Source organism: Haloarchaeobius salinus (genome assembly GCF_024464185.1).
Classification (GTDB): domain Archaea; phylum Halobacteriota; class Halobacteria; order Halobacteriales; family Natrialbaceae; genus Haloarchaeobius; species Haloarchaeobius salinus.
The window spans coordinates 517,581-538,953 of sequence record NZ_JANHAU010000001.1 but is presented as its reverse complement, the minus strand read 5'-3'; the positions used below and the strand labels follow the sequence as shown (position 1 = coordinate 538,953).

Genomic DNA, 21,373 nt, shown 5'->3' with positions numbered 1-21,373 from the left:
TCAGTACTCGCCCTCCGGCACGAACTCGCGGAGGTCCTCCGCCGGGATGGTCTCGACCTGCCCGAACGCCCCGTCCTGGACCTCGTTGATGACGACCGAGCCGACGACGTTGCCGAACTGGGTGAACGTCACGGGCGTGGCGGCACCCATGTACTTGATCTCGTCGCCGTTGGCCAGCGCCTCCTTCCCCTCGGCGAAGTCCGCGACCTCGGTGCCGGAGCCGCGCGAGACGGGGCCGAGGTTCTGCTCGATGGCCTCGGGCGTCGCCTCGCCGGCGCGTTCGATGGCGAGGGCGGTGACCTGGATCGCGTCCCACGCGGGCGGCGTCCAGGCGTTGATCTCGGCGTCGCCCTCGCCGCTGCTGTACGCGCTCTCGAAGGTGCCGTAGTTCGGGCCGGACTCGCCGGGGCTGGCCGCCCACGCACCGTTCAGGTCGCTGCCGACCTGGTTGGCGAGCTCGTTCTGCGAGAGCGGGTCCGAGAGCACGGGCTGACGGCCATAGCCGCCGTCGGCCCAGTCGCTCAGGAGCGTGATGGCGTCCTCCAGCGGGAGGCTCACCGCGAACGCACTGAAGTCGGCCTGGAACAGCCGTTCGAGCGCTGACTGGTAGTTCGACTCGCCCTGGGCCACCTCGACCTGTTCGGCGACGGTGCCGCCGTTGGCCTCGTAGGCGCTCCGGAACCCGCCCACCCAGCTACGTGCCCCGGAGGTGGTGCCGTTGATGATGCCCATGGTGTCGTGGCCCTGGTCGAGCGACCGCAGTGCCGCCCCGGCGGTGTGGACGGTGTCGCTGATGACGGTCCGCCAGATCCACTCGTCGTCGCTCACGTCCTCGGGCGTGCCGTGGTCGCCGCCACGGGTGTCGAGGAAGTTCGACCCCGGCCACGGCGTGACCACCGGGACCTGTTGCTCCTGCAGGAAATCGTACATCGGTTCGAGCTCGCTGGAGAACAGCCCGAGCACCGCGACGGCGTCCTCGTTCTCCGTGAGCTGCGTGACGACGGTGCGTGCCTGCTGTGGGTTCACCGAGGTGTCCGACCGTTCGAGGGTGAGTTCGCGGTCGAGCGGTCCGCCGGCGTCGTTGATACCCTGCAGCGCCACGTCGGTCGCCTTCGAGACGCCTGGCTGCAGGAAGTCCCACTGACCGGTCTGTGCCGCCGGCTGGCCGATGGTGATCGCGCCACCACCACCGCCACCCCCGAGCCCCAGGCACCCGGCGGTCGCTGCGATGCTACCCGCACCACTGATCTTGAGGAACGTTCTCCGGTCGACGACCCTATCGCTGTTTCCAACCATGAGCGTAGGTAACACGCATCATTAAAATAGTTTACTCGGGTTTCTCCCCGACGGCTATCACTTTCCGCCCTCTCAACGGCCATCACCACCTCCTCACCCGGCCGGGCGGCCCATGACCTGTCAGGCCAGGTTCAGCTGTTCGACGATCGCGTCGAGCTTCTCGTGGTGTGCGGCCTCGTGCGGCGCGGTCAGCGGCGAGACGCTCACCTCGCCGTCGACGACGGCGCGGCGGTCGCTCCCGACGGGGTAGCGGTCCCGCACCTCGTCGGCGTCGGTCAGCGGGTTCTCCCAGTTCTCGACGTGCGGCCAGAACTTGTCGTTGAGTGCGACGAGCTCGTCGTCCGGCTCGACGTCCACCGGCAGGTCCTCGACCTCGGCCTCCTCGACGCTGCGGTGCTCGACGCGCACGTCGAAGTCGTCGTGCGGATGGGTCACCCGGAGCCGCGGGTCCGTGGCGTCACACGGCGCGTTCACGTTCAGGATGTCGACCGCGTCGAACACGTCCGCGTCGAGCGCGGCCCTGGTGAGCTCGCCCGCGACACGGGTCGGCTCGGAGAAGTCGAACTCCTCGGCGGGGTGGGTGAAGAACTCGACGTTGTGGTACGCGGAGACGGCGATGGCAGGCGTCCCGAGGTAGGCCGCCTCGACCGCCGCGCCGACGGTGCCCGAGCGCCCGAGCACGTACGAGCCCATGTTCGGCCCGTGGTTGCAGCCGGAGACCACGAGGTCGAACTCGCGGTCCAGCCCCCGGAGGGCGTAGGCTACGCAGTCGGCGGGCGTGCCCGCGATGGCGTAGCCCCAGTCGTGGGACTCGCGGGTCGTGTACCGCGAGCGTTTCCGCCCCACGCCGGACTGGTTGTCGGCGGGCGCGACCACCGTCACGTCGCCGATGTCGAGGAGTTCCTCGCGGAGGGCGGCCAGCCCGTCGCCGTCGATGCCGTCGTCGTTCGTCAGGAGGATGTCGGTCACGTTGGTCGGAGCTTCGCGCCGGATGCCGTAAGTCTTCCCGGAGTCGGACAGGAGGTGCCAGGAGACCGGAGCCGGCCGGCTACGGGGCTCGTCCCCGGGCCATGAGAACCAGTGACGGAGTTTATTCCGCTGGCCGGCGAACGTTCGAACGATGCCCGAAGAACAGCTGTTCAAGACGGAGGAGCACCGTTCGCGGGCGGAGATCGCCGAGGCACTCGTCGCCGCCGCCGAGGAGATCGGGGCGGGGTCGGTCCACCTCGAGAGCGGGACGGACGAACAGCAGGTGTCGGTCCCGGAGAACCCACGCTTCGAGGTCGAACTCGAGCGGCTCACGGACTCCGAGACGGGCGAGCAGCGGTACGAGCTGGAGTACGAGATCCGGTGGACGGAGCCGTAGCCGGACGGCGTTCCACGCCCTGAGAACAGCGACGAGTGCCACCGTCACGCCGTGAATTTATCCCGTCCGAGCGTGTCGCCTGCCACATGAGCATCCGCGCCGTCGCACGCGAGGCCTACCGCGAGGCGCTGCCCGCGCTGGGGGCGAGCGTCGTCGGGGGGCTGTTCGCGGGCCTCGTTCTGGGCGGGATGCGCTCGGAGCTCCAGCAGGTTCCTGGATTACTGGTGCTCGTCCCGGCGCTGCTGGCGACGCGCGGGAACGTCTACGGCTCGCTGGGTGCGCGGCTCGCGACCGGGCTCCACCAGGGGTTGCTCGAACCACGCTTCGACCTGGGGAACGAGCGGCTCCGGGGGGCCATCGCGGCGGCCATCACGAACGGGCTGTTCGTAAGCGCGTTCGCGGCGGTGGCGGCGTACGTCCTGCTCGGGCTGCTCGGGCAGGCGGCCGCGCCGCTTGCGACGCTGGTGGCGGTGTCGCTGCTCGCGGGGCTGCTCTCGGGTATCACGCTCACGGTCGCGGTCGTCTCGGTCGTCTTCGTCGGCTTCCGTCGCGGGCAGAACCCGGACACGCTCGTCGGCCCCATCGTCACGACCACGGGGGACGTGTTCGGGATGACCTTCCTCCTGCTCGCGGCGCGCATCGTGCTCTCGGTCGGGGGTATCTGAGTGCCCGAGCACTGGTCGGTCCGGTCGATCTCGCGGGCGATGCTCCCGCTGCTCCTCGTGCTCTCGCTCGTCGAGCTCGGCTCGGGGCTGGTGCTCGGGAGCTTCGAGGAGGAGCTGTTGCGGCGGCCGTCGCTTTTGGTGCTCGTGCCGGTGACCATCGGGACGGCGGGGAACCTCGGCTCCATCCTGGCGGCGCGGCTCTCGACGGCGGTCCACCTCGGCACCGTCTCGTTCTCGCCGGAGGACGACACGCTCGTCGGGAACGCGCTCGCGACGGCAGGGCTCGCCGTCTCGGTGTTCCCGGTCGTCGGTCTCGGCGCGTGGGCGCTGACCGAGCTGACCGTGGGGGCGACGCTCGCCCCGGCGCAGGTCGTCCTCGTGGCGGCGTTCTCGGGGGCCGTGCTGGCGGTGCTCGCGATCGCGGTGACGCTGGTGACGACGTACGCCGCCTACCGGCTCGGGCTCGACCCGGACGACGTGGTCATCCCGGTCGTGACGAACACCTGCGACGTGCTCGGCGTGCTGGTCCTGTTCGCCGCCGTGATTCTGCTGCTGTAGGCCAGAAGCGTCAAGTTCGGGGGGTCCGGTAGCACAGGCAGACATGGACAGACGCGTCTTCATCAGGGCACTCGCGGTCGCTGGCGCGACGGCGGTCGCCGGCTGCTCGGAGACACCGGGCGGTGGGGCCGGCGGTGACGACGGCGACACTGACGGCGGTGGTGGCTCGGACGACGACGACGGGGTGTCCGGTGGCGGTGGCGACGGCGGCGACGGCGGCAGCGACGCGTCGGACGACGGTGACTCGGGCGACGGTGGCGGGTCGAGCGACGAGACCGACGCGCAGATCCGCGCGGCGGTCGGGATGCTCAACCGCGTCGGCTACCGGCTCTCCGAGCGCCAGTCCCAGCTGGAGGAGGACCCGACCGCGGTCGAGATAGACACCGAGGAGACGCTCGCGGCGATCGACAGCGCCCGGTCGGACCTCGACGCGGCGGCCGAGGGCGCGAGCGCCGACCAGCAGGCGACCATCGAGACGCTCCGGGCGCTGGCGACGGTGCTCGCGTCGATGACGCGACTGGTCGCCCTGCTCGGCACGGTCGACATCGACGGCCGACTGGGCGAGGTCCGGACCGCCGTCGAGAGCGGCAACTTCGACGAGGCGCTCGCGCGGGTCCGCGAGGCGAAGGGACTCGCTGAGGAGGCCGACGGCCACGTGACGGACGCGGAGGAGGCGGCCGCCGAGATAGAGCCGGACCGGCTGGCCGCGGTCGACGCGGTCAGCTACGACGAGCTGGAGCCGTCGCTGACCGCGGCGAGCCGGCTGGTCGACGCGATGCTCGCGATGACCGAGGGGTACGAGGCAATCCTGCTCGGGCGCGAGGACCTGGTGACGGCCGAGACCGCACTCGACGACCGGGAGTACGACGCGGCCGAGGCCGCGCTGTCCGACGCCGAGGAGCGGTTCGCCGCGGCGGACGAGGCGTTCGCGAGCATCGAGGACGCGCCGTCGAGCATCGCCACGCACCTCGAACGCTCGCGCTGTCAGAGCGAGCACCTCGTCGCGGCGACCGAGCACCTGCAGCGGGCGCTGGAGGCCGGTCGGAACGACGACCTCGCGACCGCACGTGGACAGCGGGACGAGGCCGAGGCCGACCTCCAGCGCGTCGACGAGTGCTGAGGGAATCGAGCAAGACCTAACCCGGACCGCTTCCAAGCCGGAACCGATGAGTGAGGCCGACCTCGCCGACGATAACCCGTACGTCGCGGAGCCTGAGACGACGTTCGAGCCGGTCGACGAGCTGACCGAGGAGGCGGCCCGCGAGCAGGCCGCGCTGCTCCGGGCGGCCGTTCGCTACCACGACTACCGCTACTACGTCGACCACGACCCGGTCATCGGCGACCGCACGTACGACGCGCTGTTCTCGCGGCTACAGGAGCTGGAGGCGGCGTTCGACCTGCAGACCGAGGACTCGCCCACCCGCCGGGTCGGCGGCCAGCCCGTCGACGCGTTCGAGACTGTCGAGCACGTCGCGCCGCTGCTCTCCATCGACCAGTCCGGCGAGGCCGACGACGTCCGCGAGTTCGACCGCCGCGTCCGGGAGGCCGTCGGCGACGTCGAGTACGTCTGCGAGCCGAAGTTCGACGGCGTCAGCATCGAGGTCGTCTACCGCGACGGCCGCTACGAGCGCGCGGCGACCCGCGGCGACGGCCACGAGGGCGACGACGTGACCGAGAACGTCCGGACGATTCCGTCTGTGCCCCAGCGACTGCGGGGGGACTATCCGGACTACCTCGCGGTCCGCGGCGAGGTGTACATGCCGAAGGACGACTTCACCGCGCACAACAAGGAACGCGTCGAGGCGGGCGGGGAACCCTTCGCCAACCCGCGCAACGCGACCGCGGGGACGCTCCGCCAGCAGGACCCGAGCGTCGTCGCCGAGCGCCCGCTCTCGGTGTTCTTCTTCGACGTGCTCGACTCGAGCCAGGGGTGGGAGACACACAGCGACGCGCTCGCCGCGTTCCCGGAGTTCGGCCTGCCGCTGAACGACCGCGTCGAGACCGGCTGCGACGTCGACGACGCCATCGACTACCGCGACCGGCTGCTCGCCGAGCGCGACGACCTCGACTACGAGATCGACGGCGTCGTCGTGAAGGTCGACGACCGCGCCGCGCGCGAGGAGCTCGGTTCGACCGCCCGCTCGTACCGCTGGGCGTTCGCCTACAAGTTCCCCGCCCGGAACGAGGAGACCCGTCTCGCCGACGTGGCGGTGCAGGTCGGCCGGACCGGGCGGTTGACGCCCGTGGCGCTGCTCGACCCCGTGGACGTCGGCGGCGTCACCGTCTCGCGGGCGAGCCTCCACAACCCCGACGAGATCGAGAGCCTGAACGTCAACGTCGGGGACGTGGTGCGCGTCGAGCGCGCCGGCGACGTCATCCCGTACGTGGCCGAGGTCGTCGAGAAGCGGTCCGAGGGGCACTTCGAGCTGCCCGACACCTGCCCGGTCTGCGACAGCCGGGTCGAGCGCGAGGGGCCGCTCGCGTTCTGCTCTGGCGGGCTTGGCTGTCCGGCACAGCTCAAGCGCTCCGTCGAGCACTGGGGCAGCGACACCGGACTGGACATCGAGGGCCTCGGCGCGGAGACCGTCGAGCAGTTCGTGGAGGCCGGCCTCGTCACCGACGGCGTCGCCGACCTCTACGACATCGAGCGCGCGGACCTGCTCGAACTCGAGGGCTGGGGCGAGACGAGCGCGGAGAACCTGCTCGCCGAGCTCGACGCCTCGAAGGAGCCGACGCTCCCCGACTTCCTCGCCGCCCTGGGCATCCAGAAGGTCGGCCCGGAGACCGCCCGCGCGCTCGCCGCCGAGTTCGGCAGCCTCGACGCGCTGCGCGAGACGGCCGAGGACGGCGGCGAGGAGCGCCTCCGGTCGGTCGAGGACGTCGGCCCCATCGTCGCCGAGACCATCGTCGACTTCTTCGGGAGCGAGGCGAACCGGCGCGTCCTCGACCGCCTCGCCGACGCCGGCGTCGAGCCCCACCCCTACGAGGTCGACGGTGCCGAGGAGCTCGACGGGCTGACGTTCGTCTTCACCGGCGCGCTCTCGGAGTCCAGAGGCGAGTTCCAGGACCTCGTCGAGCGCCACGGCGGTTCGGCCACGTCGTCGGTGTCGGGCAACACGGACTACCTCGTCGTCGGCGAGAACCCGGGGCAGTCGAAGCAGGACGACGCCGACGCGAACGACGTGCCGACCATCGACGAGGAGGAGTTCCGGGCGGTGCTCGAGGCGCACGGCGTCGACGAGTGGATCGGTGAGTGACTCCTACGCGATGTCGTACCGGTCCCGGAGGAACGTGCGGTGTCGCGTCTCGGCTGCTGCCTGTGCATCCGAGCCGTCCGCGAACCAGAACGGGACGCCCTCCATGCCGGCGAGCCTGGTGACCAGCCGGTAGGCGCGCTGGCGTTCCCGGAACGCCGCGTCGCGTTCCACTCCTGTCTCGGCCGCGTACGCCTCGTAGAGCGTCTCCCGGAGCGTCGCCCGTCGGTCGGCGGGGACGTCCTCCCAGCCGAAGAGGAAGTCCGCGGTCTTCGCGAGGTCGAACTCGCCGTGGGCGGTGTACGTGTTCCCCCAGTCGATGACGGCCCGCGTAACCGGCTCCGCGGGCGGCGCGTCGGGGTCGACGAGCAGGTTGCCGAGCCGGTAGTCGGTGTGGGCCGGTGCGGGACGGACGTCCCGGGGGACCGCGTCGGCGAGCCGGTCGAGTTCGCGCCGACAGGCCGGGAGCAGGTCGTCGAACGGGCCGTCGGCCATGCGGTCGAGCTTCCCGTGGGCGAGCTCGCGGAACCACTCGCACCAGTCCGGCCGCGGTTCGTCGACACGGAGCGCGCCCGAGCCGTCGACACCGACCCGACCGAAGCCCTCGAACTGGCGGATGCCGTGGAGCCGGGCGAGGTTGCGGCCCGCCTCGCGGACGAGTCGCTCGTGCTGGTCGTCGGGGAACTCGGCCACACGGTTCTCCCAGTTCTCGCCGTCGACGTGGGCCATGACGAACCACGGGCCGTCGATCGGGCCGTCCTCGCCGATGTGGTGGACCGTCGGGACGGGCACGTCGGTCTCGCGGTCGACCAGCGCGGCGAGGCGTGGCTCCGGCCGGAACCGCTCCGGGTCGACGAGCTCCGGTGCCTTCAGCACCACCCGGCGGTCGTCGGTCAGCGTCGCGACGGCGATGCGGTCGCTGCCTTCCTCGGCGTGGCTGTACGACCGAACGGTGGCGTCGCAGGCCAGTGCGACCGCCCGGCCGACCTGCTCGTCGGTGAACGGCTCGGTGTCGAACACGTTCCGACGGACGGCGTCGGGCCGAAAAAGGGTTCAGGTGGCGTGGGGGCCGTTCACAGGTCGGCAGCGTCGAACCGCCAGTAGCCGACGACCAGCGGCACGACCAACCAGACCCCGAGGACGACGAAGCCGAGCCAGTCCTGGAGCAGGAACGAGCTGCTGTCGATGCTGACGGACGCGGACTTCGGCAACACGGCGTTGCGTGCGGTGTTGTACGCCGTCGTGGGTGCGAGCCGGGTGACGACGTAGAACCACTCGGGGTACTCCGCCGCAGACACCGGGATGGGTTGGTCGGTGAGGTAGTAGTAGCCGAACACCGCCACCGTCGGGACGAGGTCCCAGAGCACCTCGAGGACGACGAAGATGGAGATGGCTCCGGCGGTCGCCTGCGTGGTGGTGTTGGCCATCGCGGAGACGCCGACGACGATGCTGACGTACACCAGCGCGTAGAGGACGGTGAGCAGCGCGAAGACGACGTACTCGGTGACGACGACGTCGACGCCGATGACGAACGCGACGAGGAGTGCGACGGCGAAGCCGAGCAGGACGGGGACGGCGAGGACGCCGGTCCGGCCGACGACCTTCCCGAGCAGCACGTCCCGTCGGGAGTGCGGCAGGCCGAGCAGGAGCTTCAGCTGGCCGGACTCGCGCTCGCCGGCGATGGACTTGTAGCTCACGACGAGCGCGGTCGCGGAGATGAACAGCGTGGTCGCGCCGGCCATGAACAGGTAGAGGTTGAAGCTCACGCCCTGCTGGGCGGCGGCGGCCGCGTCGCCCCCGGCGAGCAGGCTCTCGAACTCGGAGAACGCCCAGACCATCGCCGAGATGAACAGGACGTACAGCGCCGAGAGGATCCAGAGCACCTTCGAGCGGCTGGCGTCCTGGAAGTCCTTCCTCGCGACGAGCGTCGCACTCATGCGCTGACCCCCGTGTACTGCATGAACAGGTCCTCGAGCGAGGTCTGGTCGGTGGAGAAGTCGACGACCTCGTGCCCGGCGGACTCCAGCGCGTCGAGGACGTCCATCTTCACGTTCCCCCGACAGGAGATGGTGAGCGTCGCCCCGTCGACGGTGATGCTCTGGACGCCGGCGACGCTCTCGGCGGCGGCGACGGCGGCGTCGGTCGGCGGGGTCGAGAGCGTCACGGTCAGCGTCTCGCCCGCGGCGGTGGCGTCGCGGAGGTTGTCGATGGTGTCGATGGCGACGAGCTCGCCCTCGCTGAGGATGCCGACGCGGTCGGCGACGGCCTCGACCTGTTCGAGGATGTGGCTGGAGAAGAAGACGGTCGCACCACGGTCGACCTCGGTCTCGATGATCCGACGCATCTCCCGTGCACCGGCCGGGTCGAGCCCCGTCGTCGGCTCGTCGAGGACGAGAAGGTCGGGCTCGCCGGCCAGCGCCATCGCCAGCACGAGCCGCTGGGTCATCCCCTTGGAGTAGCCCCCGGCCTTCCGGTCGGCGGCGTCGGCGATGCCGACCCGGTCGAGGAGGCGCATCGGGTCGTCGTCGCCGCCCTTCGAGTCGATGGCGAACTGGACGTGCTGGCGACCCGTCAGCCGGTCGTAGACGTGGTAGCCGTCCGGCAGGATGCCGACGCGGTTCCGGACGGCCTCGGGCTGCTGCTGCGGGTTCATCCCGAGCACGCGACAGGAGCCACTGGTCGGCCGGACGAAGTCGAGCAGGATGTCGATGGTGGTGGACTTGCCGGCCCCGTTCGGACCGAGAAATCCGAACACCTCCCCCTCCTCGACGGTCATGGTGAGCTCGTCGAGTGCGGTGACCTCGTCGAACCGTTTCGTGACGCGGTCGAGTTCGATGGCGGCCATGTGTGTGCCACGCTACGAACACGCACGCCATAAAAGGGGTCGGCGATTTACCGACCCGGAAAAACGGCTGCCGATACTGGGCCGCTCAGAGGTCGGCGCGGCTGAACCGGAACGCGCCGATGGCGAGCGGGACGACCAGCCAGAGCGTCAGCCAGACGAAGCCGAACCAGGGCTCGAGGTAGACCGCCTCGGCGGACCCGCCGACGATCTCGCCGGTGGTGCTCGCGCCGTCGAGGACGGTCGCGAGGGCGGACTGGTAGGCCGCACTGGGCGAGAGGCTCACGATGCCGAAGTACCAGGTCGGGTACTGTGCGATGCCGGCCGGGAGCGCGAAGCCGTTGGCGACGTACACCGCGGCGGTGGCGACCGCACCCCAGAGCAGCTCGACGACGACGAACGTGCCGAACGCGAGGGCGGCGGCCTTGCCGCTGGTGGAGACGCTGGCCGAGATGCCGACCATGAGGCTCACGTACACCAGCGCGAACAGCAGGGTCACGCCGACGAACAGCGCGTAGTCGACCAGCGAGTACGTGTCGTACAGGGCCACGATGACCCCGAGGGCGACGACGAACCCGAGGACGATGGACACCGCGAGCGTCGCGGTGCGTCCGACGACCTTGCCGAGCACCACGTCCAGACGGGAGTGGGGCAGGCCGAGCAGGAGCTTCACGCTGCCGGTGTCGCGCTCGCCAGCGATTGCCTTGTACGCCAGCACCAGCGCCGCGATGGAGACGAACAGCGTCGCCGACGAGGCGAGGAAGTCGTACAGCCCGAGCGCGGTGAGCTGCGGGTCGTCCGCGCCGAGGCTGCTGATCTCGGTGTACACCCACGCCATGCCGGCCGCGAACAGGACGAACAGCCCGGTCAGCAGCCAGAGCGACCGCGAGAGCCGGGCGTCCTGGAAGTCCTTCCGGGCGACGACGGTCCAGCTCATCGCTCCACCTCCATCGCCGCGTCGGCGGCCGGGTCGTCGGTCGTGTCGTCTGCCCCGACGGTCGGTCCGTCGCCGTCCCCGGTGTACCGGAGGAACAGGTCCTCCAGCGAGGTGCGCTCGGTCGCGAAGTCCGACACGGTGAGCCCGGACGCCTCGATGGCGTCGAGCACGGCGGTCTTGGCGCTCGACGCGCAGTGGACCGTGATGGTGGTGCCGGCCGCGCCGACGGAGGTGATGCCCGGGAGCGCCTCGATGGCGTCGAGCGTCTCCATGGTCGGCTCGGCGTCGACGGTGACGGTGAGCGTCGCGCCGTCGCCCATGCTCGCGCGCAGGTTGTCGATGGTGTCGACGGCGACGAGCTCGCCCCGGTTGAGGATGGCGACGCGGTCACAGACCGCCTCGACCTGCTCGAGGATGTGCGACGAGAAGAAGACGGTCGCGCCCCGAGCCACCTCCTCGCGGATGATCTCGCGCATCTCCCGGGCACCGGCCGGGTCGAGGCCGGTGGTGGGCTCGTCGAGGACGAGGAGGTCGGGCTCGCCGGCCAGCGCCATCGCCAGCACGAGCCGCTGGGTCATCCCCTTGGAGTAGCCGCCCGCCTTTCGGTCGGCGGCCTCCGCGATGCCGACGCGCTCCAGTAGCTCGATGGGGTCGTCGTCACCACCCTTCGAGTCGATGGCGAACTGGACGTGCTGGCGGCCGGTCAGTCGGTCGTAGACGTGGTAGCCGTCCGGGAGGATGCCGACGTGCTTGCGGAGCGCGACGCTCTCGGCCTGGGGATCCAGCCCGAGCACGCGGATCTCGCCCGCTGTCGGGCGGACGAAGTCGAGCAGCATGTCGATGGTGGTGGACTTGCCGGCCCCGTTCGGGCCCAAAAATCCGAACACCTCCCCCTCCTCGACGGCGAGGTCGACGTCTCGCAGTGCGGTCACGTCACCGAACTGCTTCGTCACGTCGGTAAGTTCGATTACAGAATCCATAAGGGATATACGTCTTCCGGCTATTTATAGATACTCTGATGGGTAGTAGCACGGCGTTTCGAGGGCTCAAAACGCTACAAAACGGAGAAAACGGACCCTAGTGTTGGTTCTCGTATCTTTACCCGGTTCCCGTCCGCGTCTCGGTATCAGATCTCCTCGTCGGGCTCGTACGACTCGGCGGTGCGCCGTGCCTCCGCCGCGTACCGCTCACGCGTCTCCTCGTCGGGCGTCTCCTCCAGTTCCCCGGCCGGGAACTCCGCGCCCGCGGTGACGGGCGAGCGACGCACGGCGTGCTCCGAGCGCTCCTGCTGGCGGTACAGCTCCCCGTCCTCGGTCGCGTAGACGACGGTGACGAGGTTCCGGTCGCCGAACGAGCGCTCCACGAGCCAGCACTGCACGGTGTCGGTCATTGAACCGGGCTTCGGGTGGGAGGGGTTTGTCGGTGTCGGTGCCCGGGAGTATCCGTCGCTTCTACTGTGAGTATCGGCCGCGCTTCTCATCACTCACACGCGCGCGGCGAGCGGCCTTCGCTTCGCTCGCCAGCGTGAGAGCAAGCTCCCACTGGCCATCGGAACCGCGCCGCGATTCCGGGACAGCCGCGCGCCCCCACATAGAATCGGTTTCCCTCACCGCTCCGGGTGCGTCTCGGCGTCGAACCCGCCCCTGACGAGCGGTTTGGCGACATGCCGGCGGGCACACGGGGGCACCTCGTACCAGCCGGGTTCGAGGTCGCGCTCGACGGTGGTCTCGACCTTGCCGTCGGCGTGGGTGCCGCAGTCCCGGCAGCGGTAGCCCTGGTTCCGGCCAGCGGACTTCATCGTCCGGCCGCAGTCGGGGCACGTCGGCGTCACGAGCCGGGTCCGGTCCAGCTCGCGCACGGCGAACTTCTCCAGCTTGAGCGTGCCGTCGCTGACCTCGCCGCAGACGGTGAGGCGGTCGCCCGGGCGGAGCGCCCGCACCCGGTCGCGGAACCGTTTGGTTGGTTCGAAGGCGGCACACTCGATGCGAGGGCCGTCGGGGTCGCCGAATCCGACGAAGACGTGACCGCCCTCGCGCGTCTCGGGCTCACCGAGCACCGTGCCGCCGACGCGCCACCCCCGCTTCGGGTCGAGCGCGCCGAGTTCGCCGTCGGCGAGGTGGGCGTCGGTGCCCTGGTTGGTGACGAACAGCCGCGAGTCGTGGACGGGTTCGCTTCGAATCTCGTCGGCGAGTGCGCGCACCGAACCGGGGTCGTCGCCCCGGATGCCGTAGAGGATGGGACAGGGCGTGTGGGGCACGCAGACGGCCTCACCCTCGACGCGGTCGACGGTGTCCCAGACGTCGGGGTAGTGGCGGTCCGCGGCGGCGAACAGGGAGTCGGAGTCCACGTCGCGCTCGGTGCCCCAGCGGTCGGACTCGCGGTAGCTGATGTGCTCGTACGTCCAGTCGTCGAGGGCGGCCCACGCGCCGACCGCAGCGAGCGCACCGACGGTGCCGCGGGCGTTGCCGTGGCCGCCGTGGCGGTAGCCGGACTCGTCGGCGAGGACGCGGGCGTCGTCGATGGCGTGGATCTCGCGGAGGGCATCGCGGGCGAAGGCGGCGACGGCGTCCGGCACGGCGTCCGGAGCGCCGGGTGCGACGACGAAGCCGGGGTTCGTGTTCGGGTCGTCCGTCTCGGCGGCGGCGAGCTCCTCGCGGGCGATGGACTCGGCAGTCTCGGGTGCGAGGTCGCAGTGGACCGCGAGGGCGGCGTTGCCGCGGGTCTTGTGCTCGACGGCGGGGTTCAGCCGGACGAGCAGCACGCGGTCGACGTGGCCGCCAGCTGCTTCGACCCGGTCGGCGACGCCGCTGGCGACGTACGTCGTGCACATCCCGAACTCGCGGGAGTCGGTGTCGTCCAGCCCGATGACCGTCATCGGGGGTTCGTAGCGGCGGTGGCGGGTAATCGCTTTCGGGTCCGGGTCGCGGGCCCGCGGGCGCGGCGGACCTCGTATTTGTACCTTCCCCTCGATTCGTCGAGAATCGCCGGACATCGGGCGTTTGCGACCGGCACAACACATATATGCGAAGAATCGATTACGTACGGGTATGTCCCGGGATGCACTGGTCGGCAACCTCACAGCAATGCTCCAGGATGCGGGCTTCGCCGTGAGCGACCGGTGTGCCATCCGGCCCAAGAGCTTCGACCTCGCGGCGCGGCGCGGCGAGGACCTCGTCCTGCTGAAGGTGCTCTCGAACATCGACGCGTTCGACGCCGCGACCGGCGCGGAGATGCGCCGCCTCGGCGCGTACCTCAACGCGACCCCGATGGTCATCGGCCTCCGGACCCGCGACGAGGACCTCGAATCCGACGTGGTGTACTTCCGCCACGGCGTCCCCGTCTTCGCCCCCGACACGGCCATGGGGCTGTTCGTCGAGGGCGTCCCGCCGCTCGTCTACGCCGCCCCCGGCGGCCTCTACGTCAACATCGACGGCGACCTGCTCGCCGACGAGCGCGAGGAGCAGGACATGAGCCTCGGCCAGCTCGCCAGCGAACTCGGCGTCTCCAGACGCACCGTCTCCAAGTACGAGGACGGCATGAACGCCTCCGTCGAGGTCGCGATGCGACTCGAGAAGCTGTTCGACGCACCGCTCACCGCCCCCGTCGACGTGCTTGAGGACGGTGCCGACGAGGTCCGCGACGCCGAACCGACGCCGGAGGACCCCGACGCGGACCCGGACGACGAGCCCATGGTCACGGTGATGACCCGCGTCGGCTTCGACGTCCACCCGACGACGCGCGCGCCGTTCAAGGCCGTCAGCGAGGACCACGAGGCCAGCGACGACGCCGACGCGTGGGAGGTCCGCGAGGACACCATCCTCACCGGTCACTCCGCGTTCACCCAGGCCGCCGAGAAGCGCGCCCGCATCATGGCCTCCATCGGCGACGTGACCCGGACGCGGTCGGTGTACTTCGTCGACCGCTCGAAGCGCGAGTCCGTCGACGGCACCGCCATCGTCGAGCGCGAGGAGGTCGAGAAAATGCGCGACGCCGAGGAGCTGCGCGAGCTGATCCGCGAGCGCGCCGACGTGGAAGAGCGCCCCGCCTGATTCTCACCGGTACCGACCGCGACCTTCGACGTCCTGCAGCCGCGTGAGCACCTGCTCGTCGCCGACCTCGCGGTAGCCGTCGCGGACCACGTCCCGCAGCTCGTCGGGGGCGTCGGCGGTCCCGACGAGGCTCTGGTCGAACACGTGCAGGTCCATCGCGTAGTCCTCGACGTGGTCGGTGTGGTAGCCGAGCCCGAAGTCGACGAGGTACGTACGGTCGTCGTCGCCGCCGACCCGGACGTTCCGGGTGGTGGGGTCCCCGTGGACGAACCCGGCCGCGTGGATGGTGGCGAGGTGCCGTCCCACGTCGCGGACCCGTGGCGCGGAGAGGGCGTCTCGCAGGTCCGACGCACCGACGTACTCGAACTCGATGGTCGCCGACCCGACGTCGACGTCGCGGACGACCGGCGTCGGAACGCCGACCCGTCTGGCGAGGCTCGTCAGCCGGGCCTCCTGTGTCGTCCGTTCGCGTCGCAGCGTCGCGTCGAGGTCGGGGTGGCGGTAGCGCTTGGGGACGCGCCGTTTTCGAACCGTGTCGCCGTCGAACTCGACGACGGCCTCGGCACCCCGGACCGGCCCCGACTCGGGGGCGATGGCGACGTCCTCGTCGTCGTCCCGCCACGTGACGGGCACCTCGTCGGGCCGGAAGTTCGGGTCGACGCCCGAGTCGGGGATGGCGAGGGTGTCGCCCGCGGCGTGCATCTTCGCGCCGAGCACCGCTATCATGCCGGCGTTGTCCCGAAGGAACCGGGGCTCGGGCGCGAAGAACTCGGCCCCGCGCTGTTCGCACATCGTCTCCAGCATCTCCCTGAGGCGGGCGTTCTGGCCGACGCCGCCCCCGAGGACGAGCTCGTCGCTGCCGGTGAGCGAGAGGGCCCGCTCCGACACCTCCGTCAGCATCCCGAAGATGTGCTCCTGCAGCGAGAAGCAGACGTCCGCGACCGGGACACCGTCGTCGTAGGCCCCCTTCGCCGCCGACATGATGCCCGAGAAGGAGAAGTCCATCCCCTTGACGACGTAGGGCAGGTCGACGAACTCCCCGTCTGCGGCGTGGGCCTCGACCTTCGGGCCGCCCGGGTGCGACCAGCCGACGTGACGCGTGAACTTGTCGATGGCGTTGCCGACGCCCGTGTCCATCGTCTCGCCGAGCACGCGGTAGCGGCCGTCCCGGTAGCCGAGCAGGTGGGCGTTCGCGCCGCTGGCGTTCAGACAGACCGGCGATTCGAAGCCAGAACGGTGGCGGCCGATCTCGAGGTGGGCGACCATGTGGTTGACGCCGACGAGCGGCACGTCGAGCGAGCCGGCGAGCGCCCGTGCGGTGGTGCCGACGATGCGGAGACAGGGGCCGAGGCCGGGGCCACGCGAGAACGCGACGGCGTCGACGGGGCCGTCGACCCGTTCGAGGACCCGCTCGACGACCGCGGGCAGGGCCTCCTGCATGTGCTCGGCGGCCTCGCGCGGATGGATGCCGCCGCTCTCCGGTTCGTACGCGTCGGATTCGATGAGAACGCTGTCGGCCTCAGCGTCGTAGCAGGCGGCACTGGCGCACCAGGCCGTGCCCTCGACGCCGAGGACGCGCATCTACTCCCACTCGGTGTAGGAGCACTTCCCGCAGTGCTTTCGGTCCCCGTAGTCGCCGAGGAACGTGTCGCCACAGCGGGGGCACAGCTCTCGCTCCGCCTCGCCGTCGTCGTTGTAGTACTCGTAGCGTGCCATCTTAGGCCTCCTCGGCTTCCTCGCCGGCCTCGTCGGCGACGATCTTGTTGCGGTCGAGCATGTGGTCCTGTTCGACGTCCTGGGCGCGCTCTGCGGTGTCGTACACCTTCGCGTGCCCGACGGTCTTGCGCATCCCGAACTTCGTGTCGAGTTTGCGGACGACGACTTCGTCCGCGTCCTTGTTCAGCATGGCCGCCAGGCTGTCGCGAACCGAGAGACGAGACGGGGTCGCTTCCTCGTGGACCATCTCGAACTTGACGTCCGTTCGGTGCAACATGGGGTTCTCCTCCTCCGAGAGTATCTCGATGTCCATGGTATCCAGTTACCTAATCTACCCCGCGAAGCGGGTAAAAGGATTTCGAAGTGGGAGGTTCGACCGCTGAGGCGACGGGTGTTCGGCGAGCGAGTGCCGCAACGTCACACGGGTCCGTCACGGGCCCGTCTTCGTCACGGGGCGCGATAGCGGAGTGAGATTCGAGTGACAATATCTGCCGAGAGCTTTATGAATAAGCCACTAAATTCAAGCGTATGTTCCAACTTGTCCGGATGCTCGTTCCGAACGCGATTCGGAGACGGTACGCACTGAAGTTCGCTATCGCACTCGTTCTCCTCGGTATCGTGGTCGGGGCGGTGGGGCTCGCCGCGACAGCACAGGTCGAACAGGAGGTCAAGCAGGGGACCAACGACGAGTACGAGATCCTCGCCAACCAGGAGGCGAACGAGCTCGCGAAGTGGAACGAACGGAACAAGCAGCTGACCCGTATCCTGAGCACGTCGGAGACGGTCGAGAGCGGGGATACGACCCGGATCTCGAACATGTTGTCACAGCGGAGTACCCTCGAGGACGTCGAGGCCATCGAGTACGTCAGCCTCGACGACCAGACCATCGAGGCGAGCACGCGCGGGTTCGAGGGCGAGGGTATCGACAGCCTCGGGATGTCGTCGACCAGCGCGCTCGACGACATCGCAGGCACAGAGAACCCCCGGCTGGTCGACGTCTACCAGAACGGCCAGCTCCAGGCGGTCACCTACGCCGCGGCGACCGGTGACGGCCACGCCGTCCTGCTGACGATGAGCGCCGACGCCTACTCGCTGAACTTGCGCGGGACCGTCGGCGACTCCGGTGCGACCGTCGTCATGGACGGCGACGGGACCATCGTCTTCGACGACCAGTTCTCCTCGGTGTTCTTCGGCGAGAGCTACGACGCGAACCGTGCCGGGGAGATCACGGGCGTCGCCGGCGGCAGCAGCAACGACAGCGCGGCGCTCACGGCGAGCTCGCCCGACAGCGTCCTCGACAGCAGCTCCTACGGCCTCAGGGACGCCTACGTGGCCGGCTACGCACCGGTCGAGGGCACCGACTGGGTCGTCGCCGTCCACAAGCCCCAGGACGATGCGTACGGCGTCGTCTCCGACATCTCCGAGTACGGGCTGTACGTCACCGGCGGCATCGTCCTGCTCATCGGTCTCGTCGGTGCGGTGCTCGGCCGGAACACCGCGACCTCCATTGACCGCCTCCGCGGGAAGGCCGAACAGATGGAGGAGGGCGACCTGAACGTCGACTTCGAGACCGGCCGGGTCGACAACATCGGGCAGCTGTACGCGGGCTTCGCCTCGATGCGTGACGCCCTGCGCGAGCAGATCCAGAACGCCAACGAGGCACGCGAGGCCGCCGAGCTCGCCCAGGCCGAGGCCGAGGAGATGAACCGGCACCTGGAGCAGAAGGCCGACCAGTACGCCCGGGTGATGCAGTCCTGCGGGGACGGCGACTTCACCGCCCGCATGAACGCCGAGTCCGAGTCCGACGCGATGAGCGAGATCGCGACGGAGTTCAACGAGATGATCGGCGAGATCGAGACGACCGTCGAGCGGCTCAAGCGCTTCGCGAGCGAGGTCGCGACCGCCTCGGAGCAGGTGACCGCCTCCAGCGAGGAGGTCCGGTCGGCGTCCGAGCAGGTGACCGAATCCATCCAGGAGATCTCGGACGGCGCGGAACGGCAGAACCAGAGCCTCCAGAACGTCAGCGGCGAGATGGAGAGCCTCTCGACGACCACGGAGGAGATCGCGGCCTCCTCGAACGAGGTCGCCGACATCGCAGAGCGGACCGCCGAGACCGGCCGCACCGGTCGCGACGCGGCCGAGGACGCCATCGAGGGGATGCGCGAGATCGAGACGGACTCCGAGGCGGCCGTCGACGCCATCGCCGAGCTCGAGGACGAGATGCAGCAGATCGACGAGCTGACCGAGTTCATCACCGACCTCGCGAAGGAGACGAACATGCTCGCGCTGAACGCGAACATCGAGGCCTCACGCGGTGCAGCCGGGAACGCCGACGGCGAAGGCGAAGGGTTCGCGGTCGTCGCCCAGCAGGTCAAGGAGCTCGCAGAGGACACGAAGGCAGCCGCCGAGGACATCGAGGAGCGCCTCGAACGCATCCAGGAGCAGACCGACGAGACCGCGACCGAGGTCCAGAACACGGCCGAACGCGTCTCCGAGAACGTCGAGTCGGTCGAACGTGCGGTCGACGCCTTAGACGAGATCGCCGAGTACGCCGGGGAGACCAACACCGGCGTCCAGGAGATCTCGGCAGCGACCGAGGAGCAGGCTGCCTCCACCCAGGAGGTCGTGGCGATGGTCGACGACGCGGCGACCATCTCCGAGGAGACCACCAGCGAGGCCGAGAACGTCGCCGCCGCCGCCGAGGAGCAGACCACCGCGCTCACCGAGGTGTCCAACAGCGCCGGCTCGCTCAGCCAGCAGGCGTCGCGCCTGAGCGAGGCACTCGACCGCTTCACGACCGATGCGGGCGACGGCGCGGAGGGCCTGCTCGGCGAGGAACTGACGCTTTCCGACACGCTCGACGAGCAGGTGCTCGACGCGGACGCGGTTGCGGACGTCGACGCAGGCGGCAACGCAGACGCGAGCGGAGAAGAATCGGTCTCCGACGACGTGGAGTTCGAGTTCGGCGACGCGCCGGACGAGAACTAGAGCAGCTCGGCGACCCGCTCGTGGTCGCCGTTCATCCGGTCGAGCAACGACTGCATCTTCCGTTTGTTCTCCGACGTGACCTCGACGTGGACCATCCCCTCGTCGGGCTGGCCGTAGACGACGCTCGCGCCCTCCGGTGCCAGCAGTACCGCGGGCAGCGTCGCGAGGTCCTCCTCGCCGTCGACGAAGATGGTCGTCGTCTCGCCGTCTTCGAGCGCCCCGCGGAGCGCGACGAGCAGCTCCTCGGTGATAGTTCCGGCCGGATTCGGCACGGTCACGTCGGCGTCGACGACCGCCTCGCGGACGGCCTCGTCGACCGGCGCACGCTTCGTGCGCTCGTCGACCAGCGCCACGTCCGGCTGTCGCCCGGCGCTCACGAAGTGGTAGGTGACGATGTCGCCGACGGCGACGAGCGGGCCGGAGACATCCTGCAGCAGCACCTTCGCGTCGGTCTCGACCGGGCCCAGCGGCTCCTTGAACGCGCTGCGGAGCGACTCGGGCAGCGTAAGCACGACCGTGCCGTCGCTGTCCCCGCTCACGTCAGCGGACCTTCAGCGCGTACTTGCCGGGCTCCGTGACCTCCATCTCGGTGGCGATGGCGGACGTCTCGGGATGGGCGATGATGACGTAGCCCGCCCAGTCCTCCGTCAGCGAACTGGAGCCACAGGAGTCACACGTCGCGTTGTTCGGCTCGTTCACCCGGTGGCACTCGCGGCAGACGACTCTGTCTTGCGCCATCTAATCACCCGCCTGCGCTTCGCGCTTCTGTCTGTCCTCCTCGAGCCAGCCGTGCTTGCCGAGCCCGGGCTGTTTCGCCGTCAGCCCGATCTTGGAGTCCCGCGGGTTGCGCTCGTCGATGCTCTTCGTGACGATGCGCGCCCGGACGGCGTCGTCGACGCCGAGCGTGCGGTTGGACTCGCTGGAGGCGAGCTGCTGGTTCTCGTGGTCGAACGCGAGGTACTCGTCCGAGATCTGGGAGACGTGGAGCAGCCCGTCGACCGGGCCGATGCCGACGAAGGCACCGAACTCGACGACCTCGACGACGGTCCCGTCGACGACCTCCTGCATCTGCGGGTCGAACGTGACCGCGTCGAAGTCCGCCTCGTAGTAGACGCCCGGACGGTTCGGGAGGACGGTGCCCTCGCCGATGTCGTGGACCTTCGTCACGGTGACGACGCTCCCGACGTCCTCGTCCATGCGACCTTCGAGCTTGTCCTGCAGCAGTTTCTTCACGAGGTCCGGGCTGACGTCCCCGAGCTCCTCCGGCGGCACCTCGACCGTGTCCTTGAGCCTGACGCGTTTGTACATCTGTTTATGGTTGAGTTACTGCGAGTTTGTTCTTGCCCCGTAAAGCTATTACCGGAACGCCCGCGTCCAGCACGCGGTCGCGCAGGGGCAGGTCGTTCGTGACGACGTACGCGGCGTGGCCCTCGCGGGCGAGTTCGACGATGGCGTCGTCCGCGTACGATTCCTCCGTGTCGACGACGAGACAGCGTTCGGTGACGAGGTCGTGACCGACGTTCGCGGCGGTGCCCTCCTCGCCGCCCTTCTCGGAGAGGCGACGGAGCTCCTCGACGACCGCCTGCGGCGCGACCGGGTCGACGCCCTCCACGAGGCGGTCCAGCTCGTCGAACAGCCGCACGTCCAGCTCGACGGGCATCATGAGCGCGCTCGTATCGAGGACGACCCGTGTCGACATCGG

The 21,373-nt window shown here is 69.7% G+C and carries 23 protein-coding genes; 7 read left to right on the top strand and 16 right to left on the bottom strand.

What is annotated here, in order from left to right; all coding sequences use genetic code 11:
* On the bottom strand, positions 1 to 1,296 hold the full coding sequence (locus NO345_RS02675; protein ID WP_256296244.1) for an ABC transporter substrate-binding protein: 1,296 nt from the start codon (positions 1,294 to 1,296) through the stop codon (positions 1 to 3).
* A 120-nt stretch (positions 1,297 to 1,416) separates the two neighbouring features.
* Complete coding sequence (gene surE, locus NO345_RS02670) at positions 1,417 to 2,265, bottom strand: 5'/3'-nucleotidase SurE (protein ID WP_256296242.1); 849 nt, start codon at positions 2,263 to 2,265, stop codon at positions 1,417 to 1,419.
* Between the two features lie 151 nt (positions 2,266 to 2,416).
* Between surE and NO345_RS02665 the strand changes: the two genes are divergently transcribed.
* The 5 genes from NO345_RS02665 (at position 2,417) to ligA (ending at position 7,142) form a co-directional block, all read left to right on the top strand.
* Positions 2,417 to 2,662 carry an amphi-Trp domain-containing protein gene (locus NO345_RS02665; protein WP_256296241.1) on the top strand — a complete coding sequence of 82 codons (246 nt, stop codon included), beginning with the start codon at positions 2,417 to 2,419 and terminating at the stop codon, positions 2,660 to 2,662.
* Between the two features lie 86 nt (positions 2,663 to 2,748).
* Positions 2,749 to 3,327, top strand: a complete 579-nt coding sequence (locus tag NO345_RS02660; protein WP_256296240.1) for a magnesium transporter — start codon at positions 2,749 to 2,751, stop codon at positions 3,325 to 3,327.
* Positions 3,328 to 3,885, top strand: coding sequence for a magnesium transporter (locus tag NO345_RS02655; protein WP_256296239.1), 558 nt, complete (start codon positions 3,328 to 3,330; stop codon positions 3,883 to 3,885).
* Positions 3,886 to 3,928: 43 nt separating this feature from the next.
* A complete protein-coding gene (locus NO345_RS02650) occupies positions 3,929 to 5,005 on the top strand; it encodes a hypothetical protein (protein ID WP_256296238.1) in 1,077 nt (358 codons plus the stop codon).
* Between the two features lie 46 nt (positions 5,006 to 5,051).
* Positions 5,052 to 7,142 carry an NAD-dependent DNA ligase LigA gene (gene ligA / locus NO345_RS02645; RefSeq protein ID WP_256296237.1) on the top strand — a complete coding sequence of 697 codons (2,091 nt, stop codon included), beginning with the start codon at positions 5,052 to 5,054 and terminating at the stop codon, positions 7,140 to 7,142.
* Between the two features lie 3 nt (positions 7,143 to 7,145).
* Here the strand turns inward: ligA and NO345_RS02640 are convergent, their stop codons facing one another.
* The 7 genes from NO345_RS02640 to NO345_RS02610 form a co-directional block, all read right to left on the bottom strand.
* Positions 7,146 to 8,159 carry a phosphotransferase family protein gene (locus NO345_RS02640; RefSeq protein ID WP_256296236.1) on the bottom strand — a complete coding sequence of 338 codons (1,014 nt, stop codon included), beginning with the start codon at positions 8,157 to 8,159 and terminating at the stop codon, positions 7,146 to 7,148.
* Between the two features lie 53 nt (positions 8,160 to 8,212).
* Positions 8,213 to 9,076 (bottom strand): ABC transporter permease, encoded by an 864-nt coding sequence (locus NO345_RS02635; RefSeq protein ID WP_256296234.1) that lies wholly within the window; start codon positions 9,074 to 9,076, stop codon positions 8,213 to 8,215.
* Positions 9,073 to 9,984: an ABC transporter ATP-binding protein gene (locus NO345_RS02630; protein ID WP_256296232.1), complete on the bottom strand. Its 912-nt coding sequence runs from the start codon at positions 9,982 to 9,984 to the stop codon at positions 9,073 to 9,075. Before NO345_RS02630 ends, NO345_RS02635 begins: the two co-directional genes overlap by 4 nt.
* A gap of 85 nt (positions 9,985 to 10,069) precedes the next feature.
* The gene (locus NO345_RS02625; protein ID WP_256296230.1) at positions 10,070 to 10,918 is read right to left on the bottom strand and encodes an ABC transporter permease subunit; all 849 of its coding nucleotides are present in this window, start codon (positions 10,916 to 10,918) and stop codon (positions 10,070 to 10,072) included.
* The gene (locus NO345_RS02620) at positions 10,915 to 11,898 is read right to left on the bottom strand and encodes an ABC transporter ATP-binding protein (protein WP_256296229.1); all 984 of its coding nucleotides are present in this window, start codon (positions 11,896 to 11,898) and stop codon (positions 10,915 to 10,917) included. The genes NO345_RS02625 and NO345_RS02620 overlap by 4 nt, the downstream gene beginning before the upstream one ends.
* A 146-nt stretch (positions 11,899 to 12,044) precedes the next feature.
* Complete coding sequence (locus NO345_RS02615; RefSeq protein ID WP_256296228.1) at positions 12,045 to 12,308, bottom strand: DUF7967 family protein; 264 nt, start codon at positions 12,306 to 12,308, stop codon at positions 12,045 to 12,047.
* 216 nt (positions 12,309 to 12,524) lie between these two features.
* On the bottom strand, positions 12,525 to 13,793 hold the full coding sequence (locus NO345_RS02610; protein WP_256296227.1) for a tRNA(Ile)(2)-agmatinylcytidine synthase: 1,269 nt from the start codon (positions 13,791 to 13,793) through the stop codon (positions 12,525 to 12,527).
* A 172-nt stretch (positions 13,794 to 13,965) separates the two neighbouring features.
* On the opposite strand from NO345_RS02610, the gene NO345_RS02605 reads away from it, so the two are divergent.
* The gene (locus NO345_RS02605; RefSeq protein ID WP_256296226.1) at positions 13,966 to 14,967 is read left to right on the top strand and encodes a transcriptional regulator; all 1,002 of its coding nucleotides are present in this window, start codon (positions 13,966 to 13,968) and stop codon (positions 14,965 to 14,967) included.
* Between the two features lie 3 nt (positions 14,968 to 14,970).
* Here NO345_RS02605 and NO345_RS02600 read toward each other — a convergent pair whose 3' ends face one another.
* Genes NO345_RS02600 through NO345_RS02590 form a run of 3 tightly spaced genes read right to left on the bottom strand, consistent with a single transcriptional unit; the run spans position 14,971 to position 16,996 of the window.
* Positions 14,971 to 16,548 carry a bifunctional N(6)-L-threonylcarbamoyladenine synthase/serine/threonine protein kinase gene (locus NO345_RS02600; RefSeq protein ID WP_256296225.1) on the bottom strand — a complete coding sequence of 526 codons (1,578 nt, stop codon included), beginning with the start codon at positions 16,546 to 16,548 and terminating at the stop codon, positions 14,971 to 14,973.
* Positions 16,549 to 16,683: a 30S ribosomal protein S27ae gene (locus tag NO345_RS02595; RefSeq protein WP_089732329.1), complete on the bottom strand. Its 135-nt coding sequence runs from the start codon at positions 16,681 to 16,683 to the stop codon at positions 16,549 to 16,551.
* Position 16,684: 1 nt separating this feature from the next.
* A complete protein-coding gene (locus tag NO345_RS02590; protein WP_256296224.1) occupies positions 16,685 to 16,996 on the bottom strand; it encodes a 30S ribosomal protein S24e in 312 nt (103 codons plus the stop codon).
* Between the two features lie 215 nt (positions 16,997 to 17,211).
* Here NO345_RS02590 and NO345_RS02585 point away from each other — a divergent pair, with 215 nt between their 5' ends.
* Positions 17,212 to 19,671 carry a methyl-accepting chemotaxis protein gene (locus NO345_RS02585; protein ID WP_256296223.1) on the top strand — a complete coding sequence of 820 codons (2,460 nt, stop codon included), beginning with the start codon at positions 17,212 to 17,214 and terminating at the stop codon, positions 19,669 to 19,671.
* On the opposite strand, the gene NO345_RS02580 is transcribed toward NO345_RS02585, so the two are convergent.
* From NO345_RS02580 to NO345_RS02565, 4 genes are read right to left on the bottom strand one after another with little or no spacing between them, the layout of a single operon-like run.
* Positions 19,668 to 20,210: a GTP-dependent dephospho-CoA kinase family protein gene (locus NO345_RS02580; protein WP_256296221.1), complete on the bottom strand. Its 543-nt coding sequence runs from the start codon at positions 20,208 to 20,210 to the stop codon at positions 19,668 to 19,670. The genes NO345_RS02585 and NO345_RS02580 overlap by 4 nt on opposite strands.
* A 1-nt stretch (position 20,211) precedes the next feature.
* On the bottom strand, positions 20,212 to 20,409 hold the full coding sequence (spt4, locus tag NO345_RS02575; RefSeq protein WP_256296219.1) for a transcription elongation factor subunit Spt4: 198 nt from the start codon (positions 20,407 to 20,409) through the stop codon (positions 20,212 to 20,214).
* Positions 20,410 to 20,979 carry a DNA-directed RNA polymerase gene (locus NO345_RS02570; RefSeq protein ID WP_256296217.1) on the bottom strand — a complete coding sequence of 190 codons (570 nt, stop codon included), beginning with the start codon at positions 20,977 to 20,979 and terminating at the stop codon, positions 20,410 to 20,412.
* Positions 20,980 to 20,983: 4 nt separating this feature from the next.
* A complete protein-coding gene (locus tag NO345_RS02565) occupies positions 20,984 to 21,370 on the bottom strand; it encodes a type II toxin-antitoxin system VapC family toxin (RefSeq protein WP_256296215.1) in 387 nt (128 codons plus the stop codon).
* Positions 21,371 to 21,373: the final 3 nt, after the last annotated feature.

Coding starts and splice junctions, on each gene's coding strand:
- NO345_RS02675 (WP_256296244.1), bottom strand. CDS start 1,296: ATGGTTGGAAACAGCGATAGGGTCGTCGACCGGAGAACGTTCCTCAAG.
- NO345_RS02665 (WP_256296241.1), top strand. CDS start 2,417: ATGCCCGAAGAACAGCTGTTCAAGACGGAGGAGCACCGTTCGCGGGCG.
- NO345_RS02660 (WP_256296240.1), top strand. CDS start 2,749: ATGAGCATCCGCGCCGTCGCACGCGAGGCCTACCGCGAGGCGCTGCCC.
- NO345_RS02650 (WP_256296238.1), top strand. CDS start 3,929: ATGGACAGACGCGTCTTCATCAGGGCACTCGCGGTCGCTGGCGCGACG.
- ligA (WP_256296237.1), top strand. CDS start 5,052: ATGAGTGAGGCCGACCTCGCCGACGATAACCCGTACGTCGCGGAGCCT.
- NO345_RS02635 (WP_256296234.1), bottom strand. CDS start 9,076: ATGAGTGCGACGCTCGTCGCGAGGAAGGACTTCCAGGACGCCAGCCGC.
- NO345_RS02630 (WP_256296232.1), bottom strand. CDS start 9,984: ATGGCCGCCATCGAACTCGACCGCGTCACGAAACGGTTCGACGAGGTC.
- NO345_RS02625 (WP_256296230.1), bottom strand. CDS start 10,918: ATGAGCTGGACCGTCGTCGCCCGGAAGGACTTCCAGGACGCCCGGCTC.
- NO345_RS02620 (WP_256296229.1), bottom strand. CDS start 11,898: ATGGATTCTGTAATCGAACTTACCGACGTGACGAAGCAGTTCGGTGAC.
- NO345_RS02615 (WP_256296228.1), bottom strand. CDS start 12,308: ATGACCGACACCGTGCAGTGCTGGCTCGTGGAGCGCTCGTTCGGCGAC.
- NO345_RS02610 (WP_256296227.1), bottom strand. CDS start 13,793: ATGACGGTCATCGGGCTGGACGACACCGACTCCCGCGAGTTCGGGATG.
- NO345_RS02605 (WP_256296226.1), top strand. CDS start 13,966: ATGTCCCGGGATGCACTGGTCGGCAACCTCACAGCAATGCTCCAGGAT.
- NO345_RS02600 (WP_256296225.1), bottom strand. CDS start 16,548: ATGCGCGTCCTCGGCGTCGAGGGCACGGCCTGGTGCGCCAGTGCCGCC.
- NO345_RS02595 (WP_089732329.1), bottom strand. CDS start 16,683: ATGGCACGCTACGAGTACTACAACGACGACGGCGAGGCGGAGCGAGAG.
- NO345_RS02590 (WP_256296224.1), bottom strand. CDS start 16,996: ATGGACATCGAGATACTCTCGGAGGAGGAGAACCCCATGTTGCACCGA.
- NO345_RS02585 (WP_256296223.1), top strand. CDS start 17,212: ATGTTCCAACTTGTCCGGATGCTCGTTCCGAACGCGATTCGGAGACGG.
- spt4 (WP_256296219.1), bottom strand. CDS start 20,409: ATGGCGCAAGACAGAGTCGTCTGCCGCGAGTGCCACCGGGTGAACGAG.
- NO345_RS02570 (WP_256296217.1), bottom strand. CDS start 20,979: ATGTACAAACGCGTCAGGCTCAAGGACACGGTCGAGGTGCCGCCGGAG.
- NO345_RS02565 (WP_256296215.1), bottom strand. CDS start 21,370: ATGTCGACACGGGTCGTCCTCGATACGAGCGCGCTCATGATGCCCGTC.